Annotated in this window: 23 protein-coding genes; 11 read left to right on the top strand and 12 right to left on the bottom strand. The window is 71.8% G+C overall.

Translation table 11 applies throughout. From position 1 onward, the window contains the following. The first annotated feature begins 8 nt into the window (after window positions 1-8). A complete protein-coding gene (locus ACFYPH_RS01370; RefSeq protein WP_354861637.1) occupies window positions 9-515 on the top strand; it encodes a DUF402 domain-containing protein in 507 nt (168 codons plus the stop codon). Window positions 516-527: 12 nt separating this feature from the next. Here ACFYPH_RS01370 and sigJ read toward each other — a convergent pair whose 3' ends face one another. After that, complete coding sequence (sigJ, locus tag ACFYPH_RS01375; RefSeq protein ID WP_387178100.1) at window positions 528-1,493, bottom strand: RNA polymerase sigma factor SigJ; 966 nt, start codon at window positions 1,491-1,493, stop codon at window positions 528-530. Window positions 1,494-1,672: 179 nt separating this feature from the next. On the opposite strand from sigJ, the gene ACFYPH_RS01380 reads away from it, so the two are divergent. The 3 genes from ACFYPH_RS01380 (at window position 1,673) to ACFYPH_RS01390 (ending at window position 4,389) form a co-directional block, all read left to right on the top strand. Beyond that, on the top strand, window positions 1,673-2,623 hold the full coding sequence (locus ACFYPH_RS01380) for a PPK2 family polyphosphate kinase (protein WP_354861640.1): 951 nt from the start codon (window positions 1,673-1,675) through the stop codon (window positions 2,621-2,623). Between the two features lie 127 nt (window positions 2,624-2,750). After that, a complete protein-coding gene (locus tag ACFYPH_RS01385) occupies window positions 2,751-3,377 on the top strand; it encodes a DUF47 domain-containing protein (RefSeq protein ID WP_007465788.1) in 627 nt (208 codons plus the stop codon). A gap of 4 nt (window positions 3,378-3,381) precedes the next feature. Next, window positions 3,382-4,389, top strand: coding sequence for an inorganic phosphate transporter (locus ACFYPH_RS01390; RefSeq protein WP_354861642.1), 1,008 nt, complete (start codon window positions 3,382-3,384; stop codon window positions 4,387-4,389). A 49-nt stretch (window positions 4,390-4,438) separates the two neighbouring features. Here the strand turns inward: ACFYPH_RS01390 and ACFYPH_RS01395 are convergent, their stop codons facing one another. Further along, complete coding sequence (locus ACFYPH_RS01395; protein WP_354861643.1) at window positions 4,439-5,407, bottom strand: Gfo/Idh/MocA family oxidoreductase; 969 nt, start codon at window positions 5,405-5,407, stop codon at window positions 4,439-4,441. 212 nt (window positions 5,408-5,619) lie between these two features. On the opposite strand from ACFYPH_RS01395, the gene ACFYPH_RS01400 reads away from it, so the two are divergent. Then, window positions 5,620-6,453, top strand: coding sequence for an NUDIX hydrolase (locus ACFYPH_RS01400; protein ID WP_387178106.1), 834 nt, complete (start codon window positions 5,620-5,622; stop codon window positions 6,451-6,453). Between the two features lie 52 nt (window positions 6,454-6,505). On the opposite strand, the gene ACFYPH_RS01405 is transcribed toward ACFYPH_RS01400, so the two are convergent. The 10 genes from ACFYPH_RS01405 to ACFYPH_RS01450 all read right to left on the bottom strand — a co-directional run bounded on the left by ACFYPH_RS01405 (window position 6,506) and on the right by ACFYPH_RS01450 (window position 17,157). Further along, window positions 6,506-8,035: a tannase/feruloyl esterase family alpha/beta hydrolase gene (locus ACFYPH_RS01405; RefSeq protein ID WP_387178108.1), complete on the bottom strand. Its 1,530-nt coding sequence runs from the start codon at window positions 8,033-8,035 to the stop codon at window positions 6,506-6,508. A 74-nt stretch (window positions 8,036-8,109) separates the two neighbouring features. Beyond that, window positions 8,110-8,787 carry a response regulator transcription factor gene (locus ACFYPH_RS01410; protein WP_354861648.1) on the bottom strand — a complete coding sequence of 226 codons (678 nt, stop codon included), beginning with the start codon at window positions 8,785-8,787 and terminating at the stop codon, window positions 8,110-8,112. After that, entirely contained in the window at window positions 8,784-9,887 is a 1,104-nt protein-coding gene (locus ACFYPH_RS01415; protein ID WP_387178111.1) for a sensor histidine kinase, read from the bottom strand. The genes ACFYPH_RS01410 and ACFYPH_RS01415 overlap by 4 nt, the downstream gene beginning before the upstream one ends. A 105-nt stretch (window positions 9,888-9,992) precedes the next feature. After that, window positions 9,993-10,769 (bottom strand): phosphate ABC transporter ATP-binding protein PstB, encoded by a 777-nt coding sequence (gene pstB, locus ACFYPH_RS01420; RefSeq protein ID WP_354861658.1) that lies wholly within the window; start codon window positions 10,767-10,769, stop codon window positions 9,993-9,995. A gap of 17 nt (window positions 10,770-10,786) precedes the next feature. After that, window positions 10,787-11,875, bottom strand: a complete 1,089-nt coding sequence (pstA, locus tag ACFYPH_RS01425; RefSeq protein WP_387178114.1) for a phosphate ABC transporter permease PstA — start codon at window positions 11,873-11,875, stop codon at window positions 10,787-10,789. After that, complete coding sequence (gene pstC / locus ACFYPH_RS01430) at window positions 11,872-12,966, bottom strand: phosphate ABC transporter permease subunit PstC (RefSeq protein WP_354861653.1); 1,095 nt, start codon at window positions 12,964-12,966, stop codon at window positions 11,872-11,874. The genes pstA and pstC overlap by 4 nt, the downstream gene beginning before the upstream one ends. Window positions 12,967-13,005: 39 nt before the next feature. Continuing rightward, entirely contained in the window at window positions 13,006-14,112 is a 1,107-nt protein-coding gene (gene pstS / locus ACFYPH_RS01435; RefSeq protein WP_354861655.1) for a phosphate ABC transporter substrate-binding protein PstS, read from the bottom strand. Window positions 14,113-14,403: 291 nt separating this feature from the next. After that, on the bottom strand, window positions 14,404-15,330 hold the full coding sequence (gene mshD, locus ACFYPH_RS01440) for a mycothiol synthase (protein ID WP_355064467.1): 927 nt from the start codon (window positions 15,328-15,330) through the stop codon (window positions 14,404-14,406). A 63-nt stretch (window positions 15,331-15,393) separates the two neighbouring features. Next, complete coding sequence (locus ACFYPH_RS01445; protein ID WP_387178119.1) at window positions 15,394-16,287, bottom strand: polysaccharide deacetylase family protein; 894 nt, start codon at window positions 16,285-16,287, stop codon at window positions 15,394-15,396. A 150-nt stretch (window positions 16,288-16,437) separates the two neighbouring features. Further along, entirely contained in the window at window positions 16,438-17,157 is a 720-nt protein-coding gene (locus tag ACFYPH_RS01450) for a response regulator transcription factor (protein WP_179781168.1), read from the bottom strand. Window positions 17,158-17,398: 241 nt separating this feature from the next. Between ACFYPH_RS01450 and ACFYPH_RS01455 the strand changes: the two genes are divergently transcribed. The 6 genes from ACFYPH_RS01455 to ACFYPH_RS01480 all read left to right on the top strand — a co-directional run bounded on the left by ACFYPH_RS01455 (window position 17,399) and on the right by ACFYPH_RS01480 (window position 21,801). Next, the gene (locus ACFYPH_RS01455; protein WP_354859849.1) at window positions 17,399-18,454 is read left to right on the top strand and encodes a hypothetical protein; all 1,056 of its coding nucleotides are present in this window, start codon (window positions 17,399-17,401) and stop codon (window positions 18,452-18,454) included. Between the two features lie 105 nt (window positions 18,455-18,559). Continuing rightward, window positions 18,560-19,348 (top strand): DUF2993 domain-containing protein, encoded by a 789-nt coding sequence (locus tag ACFYPH_RS01460; protein WP_354859846.1) that lies wholly within the window; start codon window positions 18,560-18,562, stop codon window positions 19,346-19,348. 116 nt (window positions 19,349-19,464) lie between these two features. Then, window positions 19,465-19,542 carry an Ms5788A family Cys-rich leader peptide gene (locus ACFYPH_RS01465; RefSeq protein WP_310503780.1) on the top strand — a complete coding sequence of 26 codons (78 nt, stop codon included), beginning with the start codon at window positions 19,465-19,467 and terminating at the stop codon, window positions 19,540-19,542. 209 nt (window positions 19,543-19,751) lie between these two features. Further along, a complete protein-coding gene (locus ACFYPH_RS01470; RefSeq protein ID WP_387178122.1) occupies window positions 19,752-20,600 on the top strand; it encodes a sulfurtransferase in 849 nt (282 codons plus the stop codon). 6 nt (window positions 20,601-20,606) lie between these two features. Further along, window positions 20,607-20,927: a DUF1416 domain-containing protein gene (locus tag ACFYPH_RS01475; RefSeq protein ID WP_354859840.1), complete on the top strand. Its 321-nt coding sequence runs from the start codon at window positions 20,607-20,609 to the stop codon at window positions 20,925-20,927. Window positions 20,928-21,324: 397 nt separating this feature from the next. After that, window positions 21,325-21,801, top strand: a complete 477-nt coding sequence (locus tag ACFYPH_RS01480; protein WP_354859862.1) for a winged helix-turn-helix domain-containing protein — start codon at window positions 21,325-21,327, stop codon at window positions 21,799-21,801. Window positions 21,802-21,813 lie beyond the last annotated feature (12 nt).

Consider the following 21,813-nt stretch of genomic DNA (forward strand, 5'->3'; position numbering starts at 1 on the left):
TGCGAATCATGCCGAGCGACGTGGTCCGAGTGATCTACCGCAAGTACGACGGCAGCGCGCACCGTGACTACCCGGCCCGCCGCCTCGCGGAGGACGATCTCGGCGTCTGGCTCGGCGTCCCCTTCGGCACCGAGTCGGTCTACCACGGCCGGCCGTCGGTGGAGAAGATCCCCTTCGTCCTGCTGGTGCCGCACCACGCGTGGTGGACGGGCATGTTCAACCCGCCGCCACGGACCAGCGAGGTCTACTGCGACATCGCCACCCCGGCCCGCTGGGAGTCCGACGACACCGTTCACCTGATCGACCTCGACCTGGACGTGGTCCGGCGGCGGGCCACCGGCCTGGTGGAACTGCTCGACGAGGACGAGTTCGCCGAGCACCGGGCCCGTTTCGGCTACCCGCAGGACGTGGTGGTCGAGGCCGAGGCGGCGGCCCAGTGGCTGTACGGCGCCCTCGGCGACGGCACCGAGCCGTTCGCGACGTCGTACCGCAAATGGTTGGCGCTGGTGGTCTGAGCCGGCGCGGGCTCACCAGCGCGGCGGCCACCGGTCGTCGTCGCCCAGCGGCGGCAGGTCGGCCAGCTTCTCCGGGTTGAGCTGGTTGAAGATGCCGGTGATCCGGCCGCCGTCGACCGCGAACGCGGTGACCACGCGGATCGGCCGCCCGTCGCTGTGCGCCGTCTCCACCTGGAGGCCGAGGACGCCGTCGACAAGCACCGGGCGGGCCCGCATCCGTCGCGCGTACCGCCCGGTCCGGCCGAACAGGCCGAGCGTGAAGCGGCCCACCGTGTCCGCGCCGACCACCGGCCGGCGGGCCGTCGGGAAGTGCCCGCCCGAGTCGCCGATCAGGACCACGTCCGGCGCGAGCACCCGCAGCAGCGGATCCAGCTCGCCGGACTCGGTGGCGGCCACGAACGCCGCGAGGACGCGCCGCTGCTCGGCCGGGTCAGCGGTGTGCCGGGGCGCGTCCGGTGCGGCGACGGCCCTGCGGGCCCGGGAGGCGAGCTGCCGGGCGGCCACCTCGCTGGTGCCGAGGACGTCCGCCACCCGGGCGAACGGCACCGCGAACACGTCGTGCAGCACGAACGCGAGCCGCTGCTCGGGCGCGAGCCGTTCCAGCAGCACCCGCAGCGCCGTGCCGACCTGGTCGGTGCGGACCGCGCGTTCGGCGGGGTCGGGGGCGTACCCACCGCTGGCTTCGCCGCCGTGCAGCGGGCTCACGACCGGTTCCGGGAGCCACTGCCCGGGGTACGCCTCGCGGCGGACCCGCGCCGAGCGCAGCACGTCCAGGCAGATCCGGGCGCAGGTGGTGGTCAACCACGCGGAGAGATCGCGGATCTCGGCGCGGGCGGCCGGGTCGGCGAGCGCCCCGGCGTAACGCAGCCAGGTCTCCTGCACCGCGTCCTCGGCCTCGCTGCGGCTGCCCAGCATCCGGTGGGCCACCGCGAGCAGCCGACCCCGCTCGGCCTCGAACTCCGTCGCCAGGTCTCGCACGACCCACCACCCTCCCCCGAGCGCCACGTCCCCTGGCGCACATCCTCCAACCAACCGGACGCGCCGGCGGCCCCGGACGTGACGGCGGGCCTCGGTGGGCCTGGTGGGCCCTGGCTGGGCCTCGGTGGGCCGGTGGGCCTCGGCGCGCGGATGGCCGGCGGTTGGGCGATGATCCGAGGATGAGCGAACCCCGGCAAGGGCAGAGCGAGCGGGTCGTGGCGCCGGACGGCGGGCCCGTGCGGGACCTGTTGCGGGTCACCGCGCCGGTGGATCTCGCCGCGATCGATCCCCGGTCCACGCCCGGCCTGCCGCCGGCCGAGGTGGTCGGCGAACACCGCAAGACCTGGGCCCGTGCGCAGGTGGCGCTGGTCGGCGAGGAGCTGGGCCGGCAGCAGGAGATGCTCTTCGCGATGGCCAAGGCCGGCTCGGAGCACCCGGCGCGCCGGGTGCTGCTGGTGCTCCAGGCGATGGACTGCGGTGGCAAGGACGGCACGATCAAGCGGGTGGCCGGCGCGATGAACCCCCTCGGCCTGCACATCCGGTCGTTCGGTCCGCCGACCCCGCAGGAGCTGCGGCACGACTTTCTGTGGCGGATCCGCCGGGAGCTGCCTCCGCCCGGGTACGTGGGGATGTTCAACCGCTCACACTACGAGGACGTGTTGATCGCCCGGGTCGGGTCGTTGGTGCCGGAGGCGATCTGGCGGGCCCGCTACGACCAGATCAACTCCTTCGAGCGGGAGTTGGTCGACGACGGGGTGACCGTCGTGAAGGTGATGCTGCACATCTCGTACGCCGAGCAGGGCGAGCGGCTGCTGGAACGGCTCACGGACCCGCACAAGCACTGGAAGTACAACCCGTCGGACGTCGACTCCCGGGCGCAGTGGGACGACTACCAGGCCGCGTACGCCGAGGCGCTGAGCCGGTGCGGCACGGACGCCGCGCCGTGGTTCGTGGTGCCGGCGGACCGCAAGTGGTACCGGGACTGGGCCGTGGCACACCTGCTGCGGGAGACGTTCGACACGCTCGATCTGGGGTATCCGCCTGCCGATTTCGACGTGGCGCGCGAGCGTGAGCGGCTGGCCGCTGGGGGAGCGGGGACGGTTGGGACGCCCGAGATGAACAGCAGGTGAACGAGCGGTGAATGTGGCCTGGCCAGGGGTGGGCCGACGAATTTGCAGTTCTGGCGTTTCCTAGCATTCACCGAGCGGACGCCGACGGACGCCGCCACCCTTCCACCGACGCGACGAGGTCTGTGCTGTGAAGTTTTCCTTCCGCCCCACCGAGGGCGCCTTCTACGAGCTCTTCACCAGGGCCGCGCAGAACCTGGTCCGGGGCACCGCGCTGTTGAACGAGCTGGCTCTGCCCGGTGTCGACGTGCAGTCGGTCAGCGAGCGGCTGACCGAGGTCGAGCACGACAGCGACCAGATCACGCATGATCTCTACAAGAAGATCAACTCGACCTTCATCACGCCGTTCGACCGGGAGGACATCTACCGGCTCGGCTCGCTGCTCGACGACGTGATGGACCACCTGGAGGCGGTCGGCGACCTGCTGTACCTGTACGGGCTGACCGAGCTGCCGGCGCTGCCCCGGGAGCTGCACGAGATGGTCAACGTGCTCGACCAGCAGGCCAAGCTGACCGCCGAGGCGATGCCCCGGCTGCAGTCGATGAAGGATCTCGAGGACTACTGGATCGAGTGCAACCGGCTGGAGAACGAGGGCGACCGGATCAACCGGCAACTGCTCGTCCGGCTCTTCTCGGGTGAGTACGACGCGTTGACGGTGCTGAAGATGAAGGAGGTCGCCGACGAGTTGGAAGCCGCCTGCGACGCCTTCGAGCACGTGGCCAACACGGTCGAGACCATCGCGGTCAAGGAGTCCTGAACCGGTGACTCCCGAACTCATCGCCGTCCTGGCGGTGATCGCGGTGGCCCTGGCGTTCGACTACACCAACGGCTTCCACGACGCCGCCAACGCGATCGCGACAAGCGTCTCCACCCGCGCGCTGACACCCCGGATCGCCCTCGGCCTCGCCGCGGTCGGCAACTTCATCGGCGCCCACTTCGGCGCCGGGGTCGCCAAGACCGTCGGCGACGGCCTGGTCACCCTCCCCACGGGGGTGAGCAGCCTCGGGGTGGTCTTCGCCGGGGTACTGGGTGCCATCGCCTGGAACCTGATCACCTGGTACTTCGGCCTGCCGTCGTCGTCCTCGCACGCGCTCTTCGGCGGCCTGGTCGGCGCGACCCTGCTGTCCAGCGGCGGCATCGTGCAGTGGGGCAACATCGGCGAGAAGGTCATCCTGCCGATGGTGCTCTCGCCGATCGTCGGCCTCACCCTCGGTTACCTGCTGATGCTGGCGATCCTCTGGCTGTTCCGCAAGGGTCAGCCGGGCAGGCTCAACCGGGGTTTCCGCCACGCGCAGACCGTGTCCGCCGCCGCCATGTCGGTCGGCCACGGCATGCAGGACGCCGCCAAGACGATGGGCATCGTGGTGCTGGCGCTCTACACCGGCGGTTTCCAGGAGAGCAAGACGCACATCCCCGGCTGGGTCTTCTGGACCTCGGCCACCATGCTGGCCCTCGGCACGTACGCCGGTGGTTGGCGGATCATCCGCACCCTCGGCCGCAAGATCATCGACCTCGGGCCTCCGGAGGGCTTCGCCGCCGAGACGGTGGCCAGCGCGGTGCTCTACTTCAACGCCCTGGTGTTGAAGGCGCCGATCTCCACGACCCACACGATCACCTCGGCGATCATGGGTGTGGGCGCGACCAAGCGGCTCTCCGCGGTCCGCTGGAACGTCGCCGGCAACATCGTGATCGCCTGGATCATCACGTTCCCGGCGGCCGCGCTGATCGCCTGCGTCGCCTACCTGCTGGTCCGGCCGCTCTTCGGCTGACCGCACCCGGCACGCGAGAAGGCACCCCGACCGGGGTGCCTTCTCGCGTTCACTCGTACCGGACGCCGATCTGCTCGCGGATCGTGTCCAGCAGGGTCATCACCTCAAGCGTCGTGGTGTGCGGCACCAGCGGGCTCTCGGTCAGCCCGGCGGCCAGGCAGCGCTGCACCTCGATCGCCTCGTACTGGTAGCCGTTGCCGGCCTCCTCGGCGGAGATCGTCTCGGGCGCGAAGCCGTCCCGGTGCAGGGTCAGCGAAGCCGGCCGGAAGAACGGCTCCGGCAGGTCGATGCGGCCCGTGCTGCCGGTGATCGAGGCGGCCAACGAGCTCGCCCCGACCATGCCGCAGCTCAGCGTGGCCACCGCCCCGCTGTCGTACCCGAACAGGATGCCGGTGTTCTCGTCGGTCCCCTCCGGGCCCAGGTGCGCCCAGGAGCGGATGTGCTGCGGCACGCCGAGCAGCAGGTGCGCCAGGCTGATCGGGTAGATCCCCAGGTCGAGCAGCGCGCCCCCGCCCAGCGCCGGGTTGCGCATCCGGTGCTCCGGCGGGAACGGTCCGGCCACCCCGAAGTCGGCCCGGACATTGCTGACCGTGCCGATGGCACCCTCGGCGATCAGCTGGACCGCGCGAAGGATGAGCGGGTTCGTCCTCATCCACATGGCCTCCATCAGGAAGACCCCGGCGGCGCGGGCCGTGTCCACCAGCTCGGTGCTGGTGGCCAGGTCGAGGGTGAACGGCTTCTCCAGCAGCACCGCCCGGCCAGCGGTCAGGCAGGTCAGCGCCGCCTCGTGGTGCGCCGCGTGCGGGGTCGCCACGTAGATCACGTCGACCTCCGGATCGGCGGCCAGCTCCACCCAGGAGCCGTACGCGCGCTTCGCGTCGTACGTGTCGGCGAACCGCTGCGCGCTGTCGGCGGAGCGGGAGCCGACCGCGACCAGTTCGGCGTCCGGCACCAGCCGGAGGTCTTCGGCGAAACGGCTGGCGATGTGGCCGGTGGCCAGGATGCCCCAACGAGTCATGCCGGAACGCTAGCCGAACCGGGTGAACCGCCCCCTGCCCGGCCGCCGCCCAGCTCATCCGTCGAGACCTCGGTGCTCCTCACCGCGACGACATACCTCGCAGGCCGCCCACCTCGTTCGAGCAAAGGAGGCGCGTGGGTGGTCGGCGGTCGAGCGGAGCCCACCGGCGCACGCCAGCCGGTGGCGGCGGGCCGGGGAACTAGGCTCGCGCCATGACGATCGACAGCGACGGCTTCGCCGCGCCCGCCGCCCTGGTCGAGCACGCCCGCCGGTTCCAGGCCGAGAGCGGTACCCCGGCGACGCCGCGCGTCGCGGCCACCGTGCTGCTGCTGCGTCCGACCGACACCGACTTCGAGGTGTACGTCATCCGCCGCGTCGCCGCGATGACCTTCGGCGGGATGTACGCCTTCCCCGGCGGCGGGGTGGACCGCTCCGACTCGGCGGCGCACCTCGACTGGGCCGGCCCGGCGCCGGCCGAGTGGGCAGGGCGGCTCGGGGTGGCCCCGGACGCCGCCCAGGCGGTGGTCTGCGCCGCCGCCCGGGAGGTCTTCGAGGAGGCCGGCGTGCTGCTCGCCGGGCCCGATCCGGCGACTGTGGTGGGCGACGTCAGCGGTGACGACTGGGAGTCGGCCCGGCAGGACCTGGAGGGGCGTCGGCTGGGCTTCGCGGCGCTGCTCGCCGACCGTCACCTCACGCTGCGGTCGGATCTGCTGCTGCCGTGGAGCCGCTGGATCACCCCGGAGTTCGAACCGCGCCGCTTCGACACGTACTTCTTCGTCGCCCTGTTGCCGGCGGGGCAGCGGACCCGCGACGTCTCCGGCGAGGCCGACCACACCCTCTGGATCCGCCCGGCGGACGCGTTGGCCCGCGCGGAGGCGGGCGAGCTGACCATGCTGCCGCCGACCCTGGTCACGCTGGCCCAGGTGGCGGCGGCCGGCGACCTGGCCGGGGTGGCGCGGGCGGCGGCCGACCGGGACGCCGCCACGCCCATCACCCCGCGCCTGGACCTCCCGGCCGACGGCGAGCCCCGCTTCGTGCTCGGCTGACCCCAGCCGGCGGCCCGCCGTATCCCTGCGGGTACGGCGGACCGGCGGCCCGTCAGTAGTGCCCGACGTAGCGGTAGTTGGCGTTGAGGCTGCCCGGGGCGGCGTGCGCCGGTGCCAGCGCGTCGAACGGCGCCACCGTGAGGAAGCGGACGAACTGCTGGTCCGGCTCCGCGTTGGGCGCGTAGGTGAGGACGTCGATGTCGCCCGGCGCGACGTCGCGCTCGACCCAGTCCATCAGCGGCTGGAGGAACTCCGGGATGCCGACCTCCGACGGGTGCTCGGTCGGCTCCGGCCCGAACAGGCAGTGGTAGCCGGCGGGAACCATGTACAGCCGCGTGAACGCCTCGCTGCCGCCGCGACGCTGCACCGCCGCGTAGTAGTCGACCGTCGAGAACGGGGGTACGGACGGGTCCGCCCAGCCGTGGTAGAGGATCAGCTTGCCGCCCTGGTCGCGGAACTCGGACAGGTCCGCGTCGGTGGCGTTGTAGATGGCGTCGCCCAGCACGTTCAGCCGCTCGAACGTCGCCCGGGTGAACCGCACGTCGTTCAGCTGGAAGTCGGCCGGTGGGCTCTGCGGGTACGCGAGGTACTTCAGGTAGTTGAACGCGATCCTCCCGGTGTTGCCGTCCACCGGGGAGCCGGAGCGCACCACGAACTCGTCGATCCAGCCCAGTTCCGATCCGTACGGCATGCCTCCGGGGTAGAGCCCGTTCGGGCCCCGGTAGAACGCCACAACGGCCGCCACCTGGGCGGGCGTTAGGCAGTCGGGTCGGTCCGTGCCACGCGGGCAGCGCAGCGACGACGGCTGGAACCCGCACCGCCTCGGGTCCTCGATGACCGAGCCGCACTTCTGCACTACCGCCTCGTGCAGCGCGGGAATCTTCTCTGGGCCGAGGATCTGCCGGCCCGACCCGTCGGTGTTGCGCAGCACCACCCAGGCGTTGAGCAGCGCCAGCGGCGCCAGGTTGTGCACCGGTGCGCCGGCCAGGATGCCGTCGAAGTCGGACGGGAACCGCTGCGCCAGCATCAGCCCCTGCCGGCCGCCGGTCGAGCAGCCGTCGAAGTACCGGTACGTCGGCCCGTGCCCGTAGTACGCGACCATCACCGCGTCCGCCACCCGCCGCAGCCGGTGCTCGGACAACAGCCCGAACTCCAGTCGCGCCCGAGGGTCGGCGCCCCAGGTCGCGGGCTCGCTGGTCTGCGGGTCGCCGGTGTGCCCGGTGTCGTCGGAGGCCAGCACCAGCCTGCCGTCCCGCGCGGCCGCGCACTGGAACCCGAAGAGCGGCAGGGTCAGGTCGGGCACCGTGCCGCACAGCCCGCTACAGCCCTGCTGCACGTACTGCCCCGTCCATCCGGAGACGGGGAGCTTGACGGTGAACCGTGTCTGCGGCCGGATCACCCCCTGCACCATGCAGAATTCCTGGCCCTCGGCGTTGGTGTCCCGTTCCGCCGACGTCACCGACACCTGCGGGATCCGCGCCCCGGCCAACCCCGCGCACCGGTCGGTGGGCGGGTCGGTGGCGGATCCCGGCGTGACGATCAGGGGTACGGCGGTCAGCAGTGCCAGAACAGTTCGGATCATGCTTCCCTCCTCTTTGGAGGGAGATTAGGCAGTTCGGCGGGCCTTTCGAATCGGTCCCGGGACGGGACTCACGGTCATCCCCGGGGCGGAGCGGTGCCCGGCCGGACCAGGCCGCACTCGTAGGCGAGCACAGCCGCCTGCACCCGGTCGCGCAGACCGAGCTTGAGCAGAATCGCCGACAGGTGGGTCTTCACGGTGGCCCGGCTGAGGACCAGGCGCTCCGCGATCTCGTCGTTGGAGAGCGCCCGCGCGACCAACGTGAGCACCTCGATCTCACGCGCGCTGAGCGCGTCGAGCGCCGGCGGGGGAGTGCCGCCGGGCAGTTCGCTGGCGAACCGGTCGAGCAGCCGCCGGGTGACGGTCGGCGCGAGCAGCGCCTCACCGCGCGCCACCACCCGTACCGCCGTGGCCAGCTCGTCGGGGCGGATGTCCTTGAGCAGGAAGCCGCTGGCACCGGCCCGCAGCGCCGCGAACACCGGCTCGTCCAGGTCGAACGTGGTCAGCATGATGATCCTCGCCGCCTGGCCGGCGGCGACCAACCGGCGGGTCGCCTCGATGCCGTCCAGCCGGGGCATCCGTACGTCCATCAGGATCACGTCCGGTCGCAGGCGCCCGGCCAGCGCCACGGCCTCCAGGCCGTCGCCCGCCTCGCCGACGACCTCGAGGTCCTCGCGGCTCTCAATGATCATCGCGAACCCGGCTCGCACGAGGGCCTGGTCGTCGGCGATCAACACCCGGATGGCCGCCGTCATGCCGAGGTGAGCGGCAGGTCCGCCCGTACCCGAAAGCCGCCACCCGGCACTGGCCCAGCGTCCAGCGTCCCGCCCAGCAGCCGGGCCCGTTCCTGCATCCCCACGATCCCCCGGTGGGCGGAACGGTCGACCCGGCCGCTCGGACGGGCCGGGCCGTCGTCGCGGATCTCCAGCCGTACCGACCGGGGCGAGCACCGCACCGTCACCCGGGCCAGGGTGGCCTGGCTGTGCCGCAGCGTGTTGGTCAGCGACTCCTGCACGATCCGGTACGACGAGAGGTCCACCGCCGCCGGCAACGGTGGCAGGGCCGGTTCCCGGTCCAGCTCGACGGTCAGCCCGGTGGCCCCCAGCGACGCGGCCAACGTGTCCAGTTGCGCCAGACCGGGCTGCGGGGTGGCCGAGTCGGGCTCGGTGTCGGCGCTCATCGTCTGCAACAGCACCCGCAGTTCGGACAGGGTGCTACGGGCGGCCAGATCGATCGAGGCGAGCGCCGCGCGGGCCAGGTCGGGTCGACGGTCGAAGACGTCCTGCGCGGCGCCGGCCTGCACGACGATCACCGACACCGTGTGGACCAGCACGTCGTGCAGCTCGCGGGCGATCCGTTCGCGTTCCTGGGTGACGATGCGCCGCTCGGAGTCCTGCCGGCGCAGCGCGCGGGTCCGACCAAGCTCACCGAGGGTCCAGCCGAGCGCCGGGCCGGCGATCGCGAGCAGCACGTTGCGCCAGTCGCCGTACGCCAGCTTCCAGGGCGTCCCGGCCACCAGCAGGCCGAGCACCCACAGCGACCGCGACGGCGGCCTCCGCCGCGCGTACCCGGCGAGCACCGCGGCGACCTGACCGAGCCAGCCGATGGCCGGACTGAGCGACTCGATGCCGATCCCGGCGAGGACGGCCACCGCCATCGCGGCCTCCGGGTGGCGGCGCAGCACCGCGATGGTGCCGGCCTGCACCGCCGCCAGTGCGATGGCGGCGGCGTATCCGAGCACGTGGTGTGGCCCGTTCGGCGTGACCAGGATCAGCGCCGCGAGCACGACGAACAGGCCGACGGCGACCCGCTGGTCGGGCCGGCATCCGCGCAGGAGCCTGCCGGGTGAACGCACCCGGTGATCGTAGGCAGCTCACGGATCGACGGTCATCGGCCGCGGGAACGACGAAGCGGTCCGTCCGGAGACGGACCGCCTGCGTCGCGGAGGGAAGGGGGAAGCTCAGCCGAAGCGGCCGGTGATGTAGTCCTCGGTCTTCTTGACGCTCGGGTTGCTGAAGATCTTCTGGGTGTTGTCGTACTCGATGAGACGGCCCGGGTCGCCGGTCTTCTCGATGGAGAAGAAGGCGGTCCGGTCCGACACACGGGCGGCCTGCTGCATGTTGTGCGTCACGATGATGATCGTGAACTTGTCCTTGAGCTGGAACATCAGGTCCTCGATGGCCAGCGTGGAGATCGGGTCCAGGGCCGAGCAGGGCTCGTCCATCAACACGACCTGCGGCTCGACCGCGATGGTCCGGGCGATGCAGAGCCGCTGCTGCTGACCGCCGGAGAGGCCCGCGCCGGGCTTGCCCAGCCGGTCCTTGACCTCGTCCCACAGGTTCGCCGAGCGCAGCGCCTTCTCGGCCGCCTCGTCCAGGATCGACTTGCGCCGGACGCCGTTGAGCTTCAGCCCGGCCACCACGTTCTCGAAGATGCTCATGGTGGGGAACGGGTTCGGCCGCTGGAAGACCATGCCGATGGTGCGCCGGACCGCGGTGACGTCCACGTCCCGGTCGTAGATGTCCTGGTCGTCGATGGTCAGGCTGCCCTCGACCCGGGCCCCCGGCAGCACCTCGTGCATCCGGTTGATCGACCGCAGGAAGGTCGACTTGCCGCAGCCGGACGGCCCGATGAGAGCGGTGACCGTCTTCGGCTCGACCGTCAGGTTGATGTTCTCGATCGCCTTGAACCCGCCGTAGTAGGCGGTGACGTTCGAGGCGGAGACGCGCTTGGCCATGGTGGTACCTCCGGGGTTCATCGGCTGAGCCTGTTGCGACGGGCCAGCAGTTTCGCCGCGATCGTCAGGATGAGCACGAGGGCGACCAGGGTGAGTGCCGCGGTCCACGCCCGTGCCGGCGCGTACTTCGACGCGTCACCGGCCTGCTGGTAGACGAAGAGGGACAGCGACGACTGGTTGTTCTCGAAGGGGTTGGTGTTGATCGCGGCGCCGCCGCCGGCGACCAGGAGCACCGGAGCGGTCTCGCCGGCCGCGCGGGCGATGGCGAGCATGACGCCGGTGACGATGCCGGGCAGCGCCGTCGGCACCACCACCCGCAGGATGGTCTTCCACTTGGGAATGCCGAGCGCGTACGCGCCCTCGCGCAGTGGCGGCGGGACGAGGCGGAGCATCTCCTCGGTGGACCGGACGATGGTGGGCAGCATGAGCACGCTCAGCGCGAGCGCGGCGGCGAAGCCGGAGAAGCTCGGCCGGCCGTCGTTGAACCACGGCGACACGACCAGCACCCAGAACGCCAGCACGAAGAGGCCGGAGACGATCGACGGGATGCCGGTCATCACGTCCACGAAGAATCGGATCGCGAAGGCGAACTTGCCCCGCCCGTACTCGACGATGTAGATCGCGCAGAGAACGCCGAGCGGGACGGTGATCAGGGTGGCGATCCCGACCTGCTCCAGCGTGCCGACGATCGCGTGGTACGCGCCGCCGTTCGGGTCCCGGGCCCCGATGTTGTTCATCGAGGTCTGGAAGAAGGTGCCGTCCAGCCGCTCGGTGCCCTTGCTCAGCAGCGTCCAGACGACCGAGACGAGCGGCAGCACCGCCAGCACGAACGCGGAGTGGATCAGCGCGCTCCAGGTGCGGTTACGGGCCGACCGGCGGCCCTCGACCGCGTTGGCCGCGACGAAGAGCCCGACCAGGTAGAGGATCGCGCCGAGGACGACGACGAGGACCGGGCCGCCGATGCCGGTGCCGTAGACCAGCGCGGCGGAGAGCGCCAGGGCCGCCACGGCGACGGCCGGTGCGGCGTACCGGGGCAGCCGCCGGGCCCGCAGCGAGGCCGGCTGGGCCGGCGGGCGGGTGCGGTGGGAGGTGACGGTTGTGGTCATGCGGCCGACTCCGTGAACTCCCGGCGGCGGTAGATGATCGCCCGCGCCGTGATGTTGACGATCAGCGTGATGGTGAACAGCACCAGGCCGGACGCGATGAGCGCGCCACGGCCGGTCTCGTTCGCCTCGCCGAACGCGTTGGCGATGTTGGCGGCGATGGTGTTGCCGCCGTTCTGGATCAGGTTGAACGAGATGCCGAAGGTGATGCCGAGGGTCAGCGCCAGGGCGATGGTCTCGCCGAGCGCCCGACCCAGACCGAGCATCACCGCGGCGATGATGCCGGGGCGACCGTAGGGGAGCACCGCGGTGCGGAGCATCTCCCAGCGGGTGGCGCCCAGCGCGAGGGCGGCCTCCTCGTTCGCGGTCGGCGTCTGGAGGAACACCTCGCGGGAGAGCGAGGTGATGATCGGCAACACCATGATCGCGAGGACCAGGGCACCCAGCATGATCGAGGCGCCGAACGGGCCGTCACCGCCGAAGAGCGGGATCCAGCCGAAGTGCTCGTTCAGCCAGACCGAGAAGTCCCGGACCGGGTTGCTGAAGACGTCCCGCCCCCACAGGCCGAAGACCACGCTCGGCACGGCGGCCAGCAGGTCGACCAGGAAGCCGAGTGCGGTGCCCAGCCGGCGCGGCGCGTAGTGCGAGAGGTAGAGCGCGATGCCCAACGCCACCGGCACCGCGATCAGCAGCGCCAGCGCCGAGCTGAGCACCGTACCGAAGGCGAGCGTGCCGATGCCGAACTTGGGCTGCGGCTCGTTGGGGGACCAGCCCTCGTAGGTCCAGAAGTTCTCGGTGTTGGCGCGCAGGGCCGGCACCGCCTTGGCGATCAGGAAGATCGCGATGGCGGCGATGATGACCAGAACGGCGGTGCCGGCGGCCAGTGTGAGACCGCGGAAGGCCCGCTCGGCGCCGAACTTGCGGCTGCGCGGCAACGCGCCGCCACCGCCGCCCAGCCCGGTGCCGCCCGGGGAACGGGTGCTGACTGGTGCCTCGGCCACACGCGCCGAGGCACCGGCGGGCCACTCGTGACTCTGGGTCACGCGCGTCCCGCCGGTGCCGGCGTCGGCCGAGCGGTGAGGGGTTTCACCCATCTGCTCGCTCGATTCGGTTGCGGAGGTGGTGGGGTCGGGTCAGGAGAGGTTCTTGACCGCGGTCTCGACCTTGGTGCGGACCGTCTCCGGCAGCGGGGCGTAGCCGAGGTCGGTCAGCGAGTTCTGGCCCTCGGCGCTGGCGGCGTAGCCCAGCAGACCCTTGACCAGCTTGAGCTTGTCGGCCGCGAGGCCCTTGCTGCAGACGATCTCGTACGTCGCCAGGACGATCGGGTAGGCCCCGGCCTCCTTGGTGTTGTAGTCGATCGACAGCTTGAGGTCGTCGCCCTGGCCATCGATCTTGGCGCCGGCGATGGTCTTGCCGGCGGCCTCGGCGGTCAGCGCGGCGAACTCGCCGTTGCCGTTGCCGATCTTGGCCATCTTCAGGCCGGCGTTCTCGGCGAACGACCACTCCATGTAGCCGATGGAGCCGTCGGCGCCCTTGACCCGGCTGGCCACGCCGTCCGAGCCCTTGGCGCCGGTGCCGCCCGGGGCCTTCCAGGCCTTGGCGTTGCCCAGCGTCCAGTCCGCCTCGGAGGTCTTCGAGAGGAACTTGGTGAAGTTGTCGGTGGTGCCCGACTCGTCCGAGCGGTGGACGGTCTGAATGGCGGTCGCCGGGAGCTTGGCGTCCGGGTTGTCGGCCTTGATCGCCGCGTCGTCCCACTTGGTGACCTTGCCGGCGAAGATCTTCGCCAGGGTGGCCGGCTTGAGCTGGAGGTTGTCCACGCCGCTGACGTTGTAGGCGACGGCCACCGGGCCGATCACCATCGGCAGGTGGATGGCCTTGCCGCCGGCGCACTTGGCGTCGGCCTGCGGCTGCTCCTCCGGCTTGAGCGCGGAGTCGGAGCCGGCGAAGTCGGCGGTGCCGGCGATGAACGCCTGGATGCCGGCGCCCGAGCCGGAAGCCTCGTAGTTGATCGTGGTGCCAGCGCACTTCTGCTGGTACGCCTTGATCCACTCGGCCATGGCGTTCTTCTGTGCCGACGAGCCCTGGGCGTTGACCGTGCCGGTACCGCAGTCGACCGCGGCGGCGGAGCCCGAGGCGCTGGCGCCGGAAGTGGGCTCGTTGTTGTCCGAGCCGCATGCACTGAGGCCGAGCGTCGCGGCAAGAGCGAGGCAGGCAATAGTGCCGTACCGCTGGAGCTTCACCTGAGGGGTTTCCCTTCGCGTCTGACTTGGTGCCCCGATGCCGGGGCCCGAGGACCGGCACTGACCGGCTGACACGAAAGTTAGAAGTGCCAGGTAGCCGGTTCGCCGGTCACAAGTGAACGCAAGGTGAACACGTACGGCCCCCGAGGTGACCGCTTGCTGAGGGTGAGTTGTCCGTTAAGTGAACTCGGGTACACCTGTCGGAAGTATGGGTATATTTCCGGTTCGGCGTTATCCCGCCGATGCTCGGCCGTTACCCGCCGGTGACTCGGTCGGGGCGGCGTCCGACGGTCAGCCCAGGTGGTAGTTGATGTGTGCGGACCAGCGGGCGAAGCCCAACCGCTCGTAGAGCGCGACCGCCCCGGTGTTCGAGTCGTCCACGAAGAGCATCACCCGGTCGAGCCCCCGCTTGTCCCGCAGGTACGCGAGCCCCGCGGTGGTCAGCGCCCGACCGAGCCCGCCCCCGTGCGCGGTCGGCTCCACGCCGAGCACGTACACCTCGCCGATGCGGGCCGACCCGGGCCGCTCGTGCACCTTCGTCCAGTGGAAGCCGAGCAGCCGGCCGGTCGAGGTCTCCTCGGCGAGCAGGAAGCCGGCCGGGTCGAACCACGGCTCGGCGAGGCGGACCCGCAGGTCGTCCGAGGTCCACCGCCCCTGCTCGGGATGCTCGGCGAAGGCCCGCGCGTTCAGGGCCAGCCAGGCGGCGTCGTCGGCCCCCGGCCGGAACGCACGCAGCGCCACCCCGTCGGGCAGGCGCGGCTCGCCCAGCGGGGCGGCCAACGGCCGGCGTAGTTGCCAGAGCACGCGCGCCCGGGTGAACCCGAGGTCCACGGCGAGCGCCGCCGCCGACGGGTGGTCGCCGTGCGCCCACGCCCGCAGCGGCCCGGTGGCCGAGGCGAGCACGCCCCGGGCCAGCGCCCGGCCGGTGCCCCGCCGCCGGTACGCGGGGTGCACCACCAGCTCCACCCCGATCCCGCCCACCGGGTCGGTGGTGTCCAGGTGGGCGTACCCGGTGAGGGTGCCGTCGTCGGCGCGGGCCAGCAGGTGCACGGCCGGCGCCTCCGGATCGCGCAGGCGGAGCAGGACGTGCTCGTCGAGCGGGTCCGCGCCGTCGGTGTCGCCCGCCGTACGCGCCAGGGCCAGCACGCCGGCGATCTCCGTCGGGGCCAGTCGGTCGGTCCGGGTCACCTGGTCGCTGGTCGGCTCCGCGCTGCTCATTGGGTCACCGTAGCCGCTGCGTCTCGGGCGTCCCGGACTGTCGCCCGAGGAGGGGGTCGTAGCTCACGTCGGGTCGGTGGGCAGTGCCTCCAGCTCGTATCGCGCGCTGAGTTGGGGCAGGATCCGGCGCAGCGCGTCGACCGTGCCCTGCCGGTCGCCGCCGGCATCGTGCATGAGGACCACCGCACCGGGTTCCGCCTGCGCGAGCACGGTCGCGGCGATCTTGCTGGCGCCGGGCGCCTGCCAGTCCGACGGGTCCACCGACCAGTGCAGCGGAGTCATGCCGAGCTGCTGCGACACCGACACCACGGGGTACGTCCAGGCGCCGCCGGGTTGGCGGTACCAGACGATCGGGGCGTCCGGGACCGCCGACCGGATCGCCTCGTTGGTGCGTACCAGGTCGGCGCGGATCTGGTCGGCGGATTTGTTGCCGAGGGAGACGTCGTGGTGCCAGGAGTGGTTGCACAGGGTGTGGCCGTCGGCGACGATCGCCTGGATGAGGTCGGGATGATCCTGGGCGTTCTCGCCCACCACGCAGAACGTGGCCTTGACGTCGTACTCGCGCAGGATCGCGAGGACCTGCGGGGTGTAGCGCGGGTCCGGCCCGTCGTCGAAGGTCAGCGCGAGTCGGGCGTTGCCGGTTTCGGTGTGGGCGCCGAACAGCTTGTCGCCGCTGGCGCTCTGCCCCGAGCCGTCCTGGCCGGCCTCGGACGGGCCGGCGCTCTGGCCCGCGGTCGGGATACCGGTCGGGGTGCCGGTCGGGGTGCCGGTCGAGGGCTCTTCGGGAGTCTGGTCGGCGTAGTGCGGCCCGTCGCCCTCGGTGGTGACGCCGGTGGCGTGCCGCTGGGTCTGGTCGGGGACGAGACTGCGGCCCAGCACGTACGCCGAGCCGAGCAGGGCAGCCACCACCGCCGTCACGATCACTGCCGCGCGCGCGGTCGAGCTGACCCGCGTCACGGCTTCCGCCCGGCTGGCCGGACGCGCCGGCCCCTCGCCCCCGTGCTACCTGCCCGCACCGTCGCCCCCTTTTCCGACAAACCCGGCAGTCAGAATAGGACTGGCGAGCCGCGCAAAAGGGGCATATGGGAAATCGCCCCGGGGTGGGGGTCAGACGGGCAGCGGCGCGTGCTCCGCCTCGGGCAGAGAGCGCGACGGCGGTACGACGAACTTGTAGCCCACCTGGCGGACCGTGCCGATCATCGACTCGTACTCCGAGCCGAGCTTGGCGCGCAGCCGCCGGACGTGCACGTCCACCGTCCGGGTGCCGCCGAAGTAGTCGTAGCCCCAGACCTCGCGCAACAGTTGATCGCGGGTGAACACCCGGCCCGGGTGCTGGGCCAGGAACTTCAGCAGCTCGAACTCCTTGTAGGTGAGGTCGAGCGGGCGACCCTTCAGCTTGGCGGCGTACGTGTCGGGGTCGATGGTCAGCTCGCCGGCCCGGATCGAGCCGCCGGCGCCGGCGGTCGCGTTGCTCAGGCGGCCGACCGCGAGCCGCAGTCGAGCCTCGACCTCGGCGGGACCGGCCGACGCGAGGATGACGTCGTCGACGCCCCAGTCCGCGTTCAGCGCGATCAGACCGGCCTCGGTCACCACCGCGACCAGCGGCACCCCGAGCCCGGTGGCGTGCAGCATCCGGCAGGTCGCTCGGGCCTCGCTCAGCTCCGACCGGGCGTCCACCAGCACCGCGTCGGGGCTGGGCCCGGCAACCAGGGTGCGGACGTCGCGCGGCGCGGTGCGAACCGAGTGTGGCAGCAGGTCGAGCGCCGGCAGCACAGCCGACGGTTCCCCTGCGCGCGCGGTCACCAGCAGCAGGATCTCCACGATCACCTCCGTCCCGGCGGCGCAACGCCGCACGCGACCAGACACACTCGTGGCGGAGTGCGCTGAGAAATAGCGTGGTCCCGGCGTCGCTGACGGGCGGGTAACGCGTTGAGCGTAACCGATCGCCTCGGCCGCGCCTCCGAGTCATTTCCCGTTTGTCTAGCTTGCCCCTGATCGCGGCGCAGGTTTTAACGTTGCGGAAACCCGTGACCGTCGCGCCGGGCAGCCGATCTGGCACGATCGGGGCGTGTTTCCCTCCACCTCGCCCGACGCCGGCCGCGAATCGTGGTCCGACGGTCCCCGCCCGGGTCCGGCCGCTCCGACCCGTGGCCATCCGCCCGCGCCGCGCACCGGACCGGCCGTCGCCGACGGCGAACGCCGTGAACGGGGTGGGCCGCGCCGGGCCCGCCGTGCCGGGGAGCCGGCCCGTCGTGCCGAGGACGAGGTCGACGAGCCGGAGGAGGAGCCCGTCGCTCCGGTGGAGGTGCACCGGCCGCTGGCCCTGACCATCGCCGGCTTCGCCGCGCTGCTCGGGGTGGGTCTGGTGCTCGGCGCGCAGACGTCCGGGCCGGGTCACCGCCTGCCGTTCGCCTTCATCGTCTTCGGCGTCCAACTGCTGTTCGTGCTCGCCTGGACGATGGCCATGCGCCCACCCGCGCTGCTGCTGGTCGGCGGGATCAGCGCGGCGGTCGCCGCTGCCGCTGACGTCGCCGCCGTCCAGAGCGACGTCGCCGGTCTGGCGCCGCTGGGCTACCTGGCCGTCGGCGGCTTCCTCGCCGCCGTGCTCGGCCAGCTGGTCCGCCGCGTCGACCGGGTCCGGGTCACCGACTCACTCGGCGCCACACTGCTCATCGTGGTCGGGGTCGTGGCCTTCGGCACCCTGATCGTGCTCAGCCGCATCCCGGCCGGCACCCAGGCGATCACGGTCTGCCTGACCGCGAGCGGGGTCGCGCTGACCGTCGCCCGCCTCACCGACGCGGTGCTGCCGTGGCCCCGGCTGGCCCCGCAGGTGCCCCGGGGCGCGGCCGGCGTCGTCGCCGGCGCGATGGTGGGCACGCTGGGCAGCGCTCTCCTCGGCAGCTACCTGGTGGCACCCTTCACGCCGACCCGGGCCGCGGTGATCGGCCTGGTCGCGGCCGTCACCGCCGTCCTGTCCGATCTCGCCGTGGGGTACGCGGAGGCGGGTCGCCTGATGGCGGGCGAACCGCCCACCATGTGGGTCGCCCGGCACATGCAGGGTCCGCTCGGCGGATTCGCCCTGGCCGCACCGGCGGCGTACGCCATGTGCATGCTGTTCCTCTGAGCCTACGGTTGAGGCCGGTGTCGGTCGGGTACCTACGGGTGCGCCGCGCTGCGGCACCGGTTCGGACGTCCCGCCGCATCGCGGCGGGCGGAGACAGGAGGCGGCGTGGCCCAGGAGTATCCGGCTGACGAGGCCCGGCCCCGACGGCGCGGTCGCAAGCTGCTCATCGGCCTGGTCGTCCTGCTCCTGGTGGTGGCGGGTCTGCTGGTGGTCGCCGACCGGGTGGCGGTCGGCGTGGCCGAGCGGCTCATCGCCGAGCGGGTCAGCCAGGAGGTCAGCAAGCAGGGGGCGCAGTCGGCCAAGCCCGACGTCGAGGTCGCCGGGACGCCGTTCCTCACCCAGGTGCTGGACGGGCGGTACGAGCGGATCTCCATCACTCTGCGGGACGTGCAGGCGTCGGTCGAGGGTGACGCCGTACGGCTGCCGGTGCTGGACGTGGACGCCCGCAACGTGCGTGCCTCGCTCGACACGCTGCGGACCGGGCAGGGCGACGTCGTCGCCGACACGGTCAACGGCACCGGCACGATCAGCTACGAGAGCCTCGCCGCGCTGCTGAACCGACCCGGGCTCACCCTCGGCGAGCAGGGCGGCAAGCTCGCCGTCACCGCCCCGGTCGACATCCTCGGCCAGAAGTTCACCGTCGCCGGCACCGCCGACGTCACCGTCGCCGAGAACGGCGCCGTCGCCCTGCGCTTCAGCAAACTGGACGCTGCCGGCCTGCCGAACCTGCCGCTGGCCCGCACGATCCTGAACAAGTACGCCGAGGGCATCTCCGTCGACGTGCCGCTGCCCGACCTGCCGTTCCAGCTCGCGGTCCGGGAGGTCCGGCCGTTGCCCGAAGGGCTGGCGGTCACCGCCGACGCGAAGAACGTACCGATCAACTCCGCCGGCTGAGCGGCGCGTCAGTCGTCCGGGCCGCTGGGACACCCCATCGGCCCCGCAGCCCTGACGATCCCGGATGGTGGTCGGTCCAGTGGCAGCCCGGTCACTGCCTGGTAGGCTCCGTGCTCATGGGGACCCACCTCACCAAACGGCGCGCGGTCGACCTGTGCCGCGTGGCCACCTGCCTGTGTCGCCCTGTCATCTGACGGCGGGGCTGTTTTTGGCCGCCTGACGGCGGCCACCGGCACGCAGGGTCCTCGACCCTTTCCGGTGATCCCACCGAACGCCCGGCAGCGGCGCCGTCGCACAAACCCGTGATCCCGTCCTTCCGCTGGGTCCCGCGCGCGGTGCGACAGTTCAACCCATCGATATTCGCGCGTTGGCTCACCATCCATCCTCACCAGGGAGTGATTCGATGAGTCGCGACACCGCACTCGTCTCGGTCGAATGGGCCGAGAAGAACCTTGACGCCCCGGGCGTCGTCTTCGTCGAGGTCGACGAGGACACCTCGGCCTACGAGACCAGCCACATCGCCGGCGCCATCAAGATCGACTGGAGGACCGACCTCCAGGACCCGGTCCGCCGGGACTTCGTCAACAAGACCCAGTTCGAGGCGCTGCTGTCCGAGCGGGGCATCAGCAACGACGACACCGTGATCCTGTACGGCGGCAACAACAACTGGTTCGCGGCGTACGCCTACTGGTACTTCAAGCTCTACGGCCACCGCGACGTGAAGCTGCTCGACGGCGGGCGCAAGAAGTGGGAGCTGGACGCCCGTCCGCTGGTCACCGAGACGGCGGCCCGCCCGGCGACCCAGTACGTCGCGCAGGAGCCGGACACCTCCATCCGGGCCTTCCGCGACGAGGTCGTCGCCGCGATCGGCACCAAGAACCTGGTCGACGTGCGCAGCCCCGACGAGTTCGCCGGCCGGCTGCTCGCCCCCGCGCACCTGCCGCAGGAGCAGGCGCAGCGGGCCGGTCACATCCCGACCGCGATCAGCGTCCCGTGGTCCAAGGCGGCCAACGAGGACGGCACCTTCCGGTCCGACGACGAGCTGCGCGGGATCTACGGCGACGCGGGGCTCGACGACGGCAAGGAGACCATCGCGTACTGCCGGATCGGTGAGCGTTCCTCGCACACCTGGTTCGTGCTTCAGGAGCTGCTCGGCCACCGCAACGTGAAGAACTACGACGGTTCCTGGACCGAGTACGGCTCGCTCGTCGGCGTGCCGGTCGCGCTCGGCGATGAGCCCGGGGAGGCCTGATCCGCCATGACTGCTCCCACCGCTGCGGGTTGCGCCGCACCCGACCAGGCCGCGCCGCTGCCGACCAGCCTGGACCTGGAAAAGGAAACCGTCATCACGGGCATCGTCCGCTCGGCGGCGGACGAGGCCGTGCCGGGCGCGTACGTCCGGCTGCTCGACTCGACAGGTGAGTTCACCGCCGAGGTGGTCACCTCGGCGGCCGGCCAGTTCCGGTTCTTCGCCGCGCCCGGTTCCTGGACGCTGCGGGCGCTGTCCCGGCACGGCAACGGCGACGCCGCCGTCACCGCCGGCCGGGGCGTCAACGAGGTCACCGTCACCGTCGCCTGACCCACTGCTCTGATCGACCGGGGCCGGTCACCCTCCGGGGTGGCCGGCCCCGATCGTCGTCAGCGCGGGTGGCCGGCGGCCATCAGGTCGTTGATGGTCGGAGCACTTTTCCTCCCCACGTTGGGTCCCGATGGGTTCGGGACGAGCGCGCACCGCCGGGACGGCCGCGCAGCGGGGCGGGTGGAGTGGGTGGGTGGCACCCCCACGTCCGCTGACAGTCATGCTCTGGCTGGTTCGGACGGTGCTCAGTGAATAACGCCGGTCAGTGCCTGGTCAGTGACGTGGCGTCATCCCGACCGTGGACGGGGTCCCGAAATACATCGGCATACGTCACTATCATCGGGTGGTGGTCGCGGGTGGTGCGGGCGGAGTCGGCGGGCCCGGCGCAGAGGCCCCGATCGTCGTCTGCGTCAGTGCGGACGCCTCGGTGCGCGAGCGGGTGCTGCGGCAGCTCGACGGGATCGGGCCGGTCGTGACCTGCGCCGACCTTGCCCAGCTGCGGGCGATGCTGTTCCCACCGCCGGGCGGCTCGACACCGGCCACCCCGCCGGCCCCGCCGCAGGGGCGGGTCAGCTGGGGTGAGCTGGTCGTCGACCGGGCCGGGCACCTGGTCACCTGGCGCGGCGATCCACTGCCGCTCACCCGCACCGAACGGGAGCTGCTCGCCCGGCTCGTCGGTCCGCCGCTGGTGGTGTGGAGCCACGAGCAGCTCTTCGCCGCGGTCTGGGCCGGCGCGTACCTCGGCGACACGGCGATCCTGCACTCCGCGATCAAGCGGCTCCGGCGCAAGCTGCACGGGCTGCCGGGCGGGCCGCGGGTGCACACCGTGCGCGGGGTCGGCTACCGGCTCGATCCGCCGCCCCGGCCGGCCTGACCCTCGGCCGTC

Origin of the sequence: Micromonospora sp. NPDC005252, from assembly GCF_042872475.1 — a bacterium.
In the GTDB taxonomy this organism is placed as follows: domain Bacteria; phylum Actinomycetota; class Actinomycetes; order Mycobacteriales; family Micromonosporaceae; genus Micromonospora.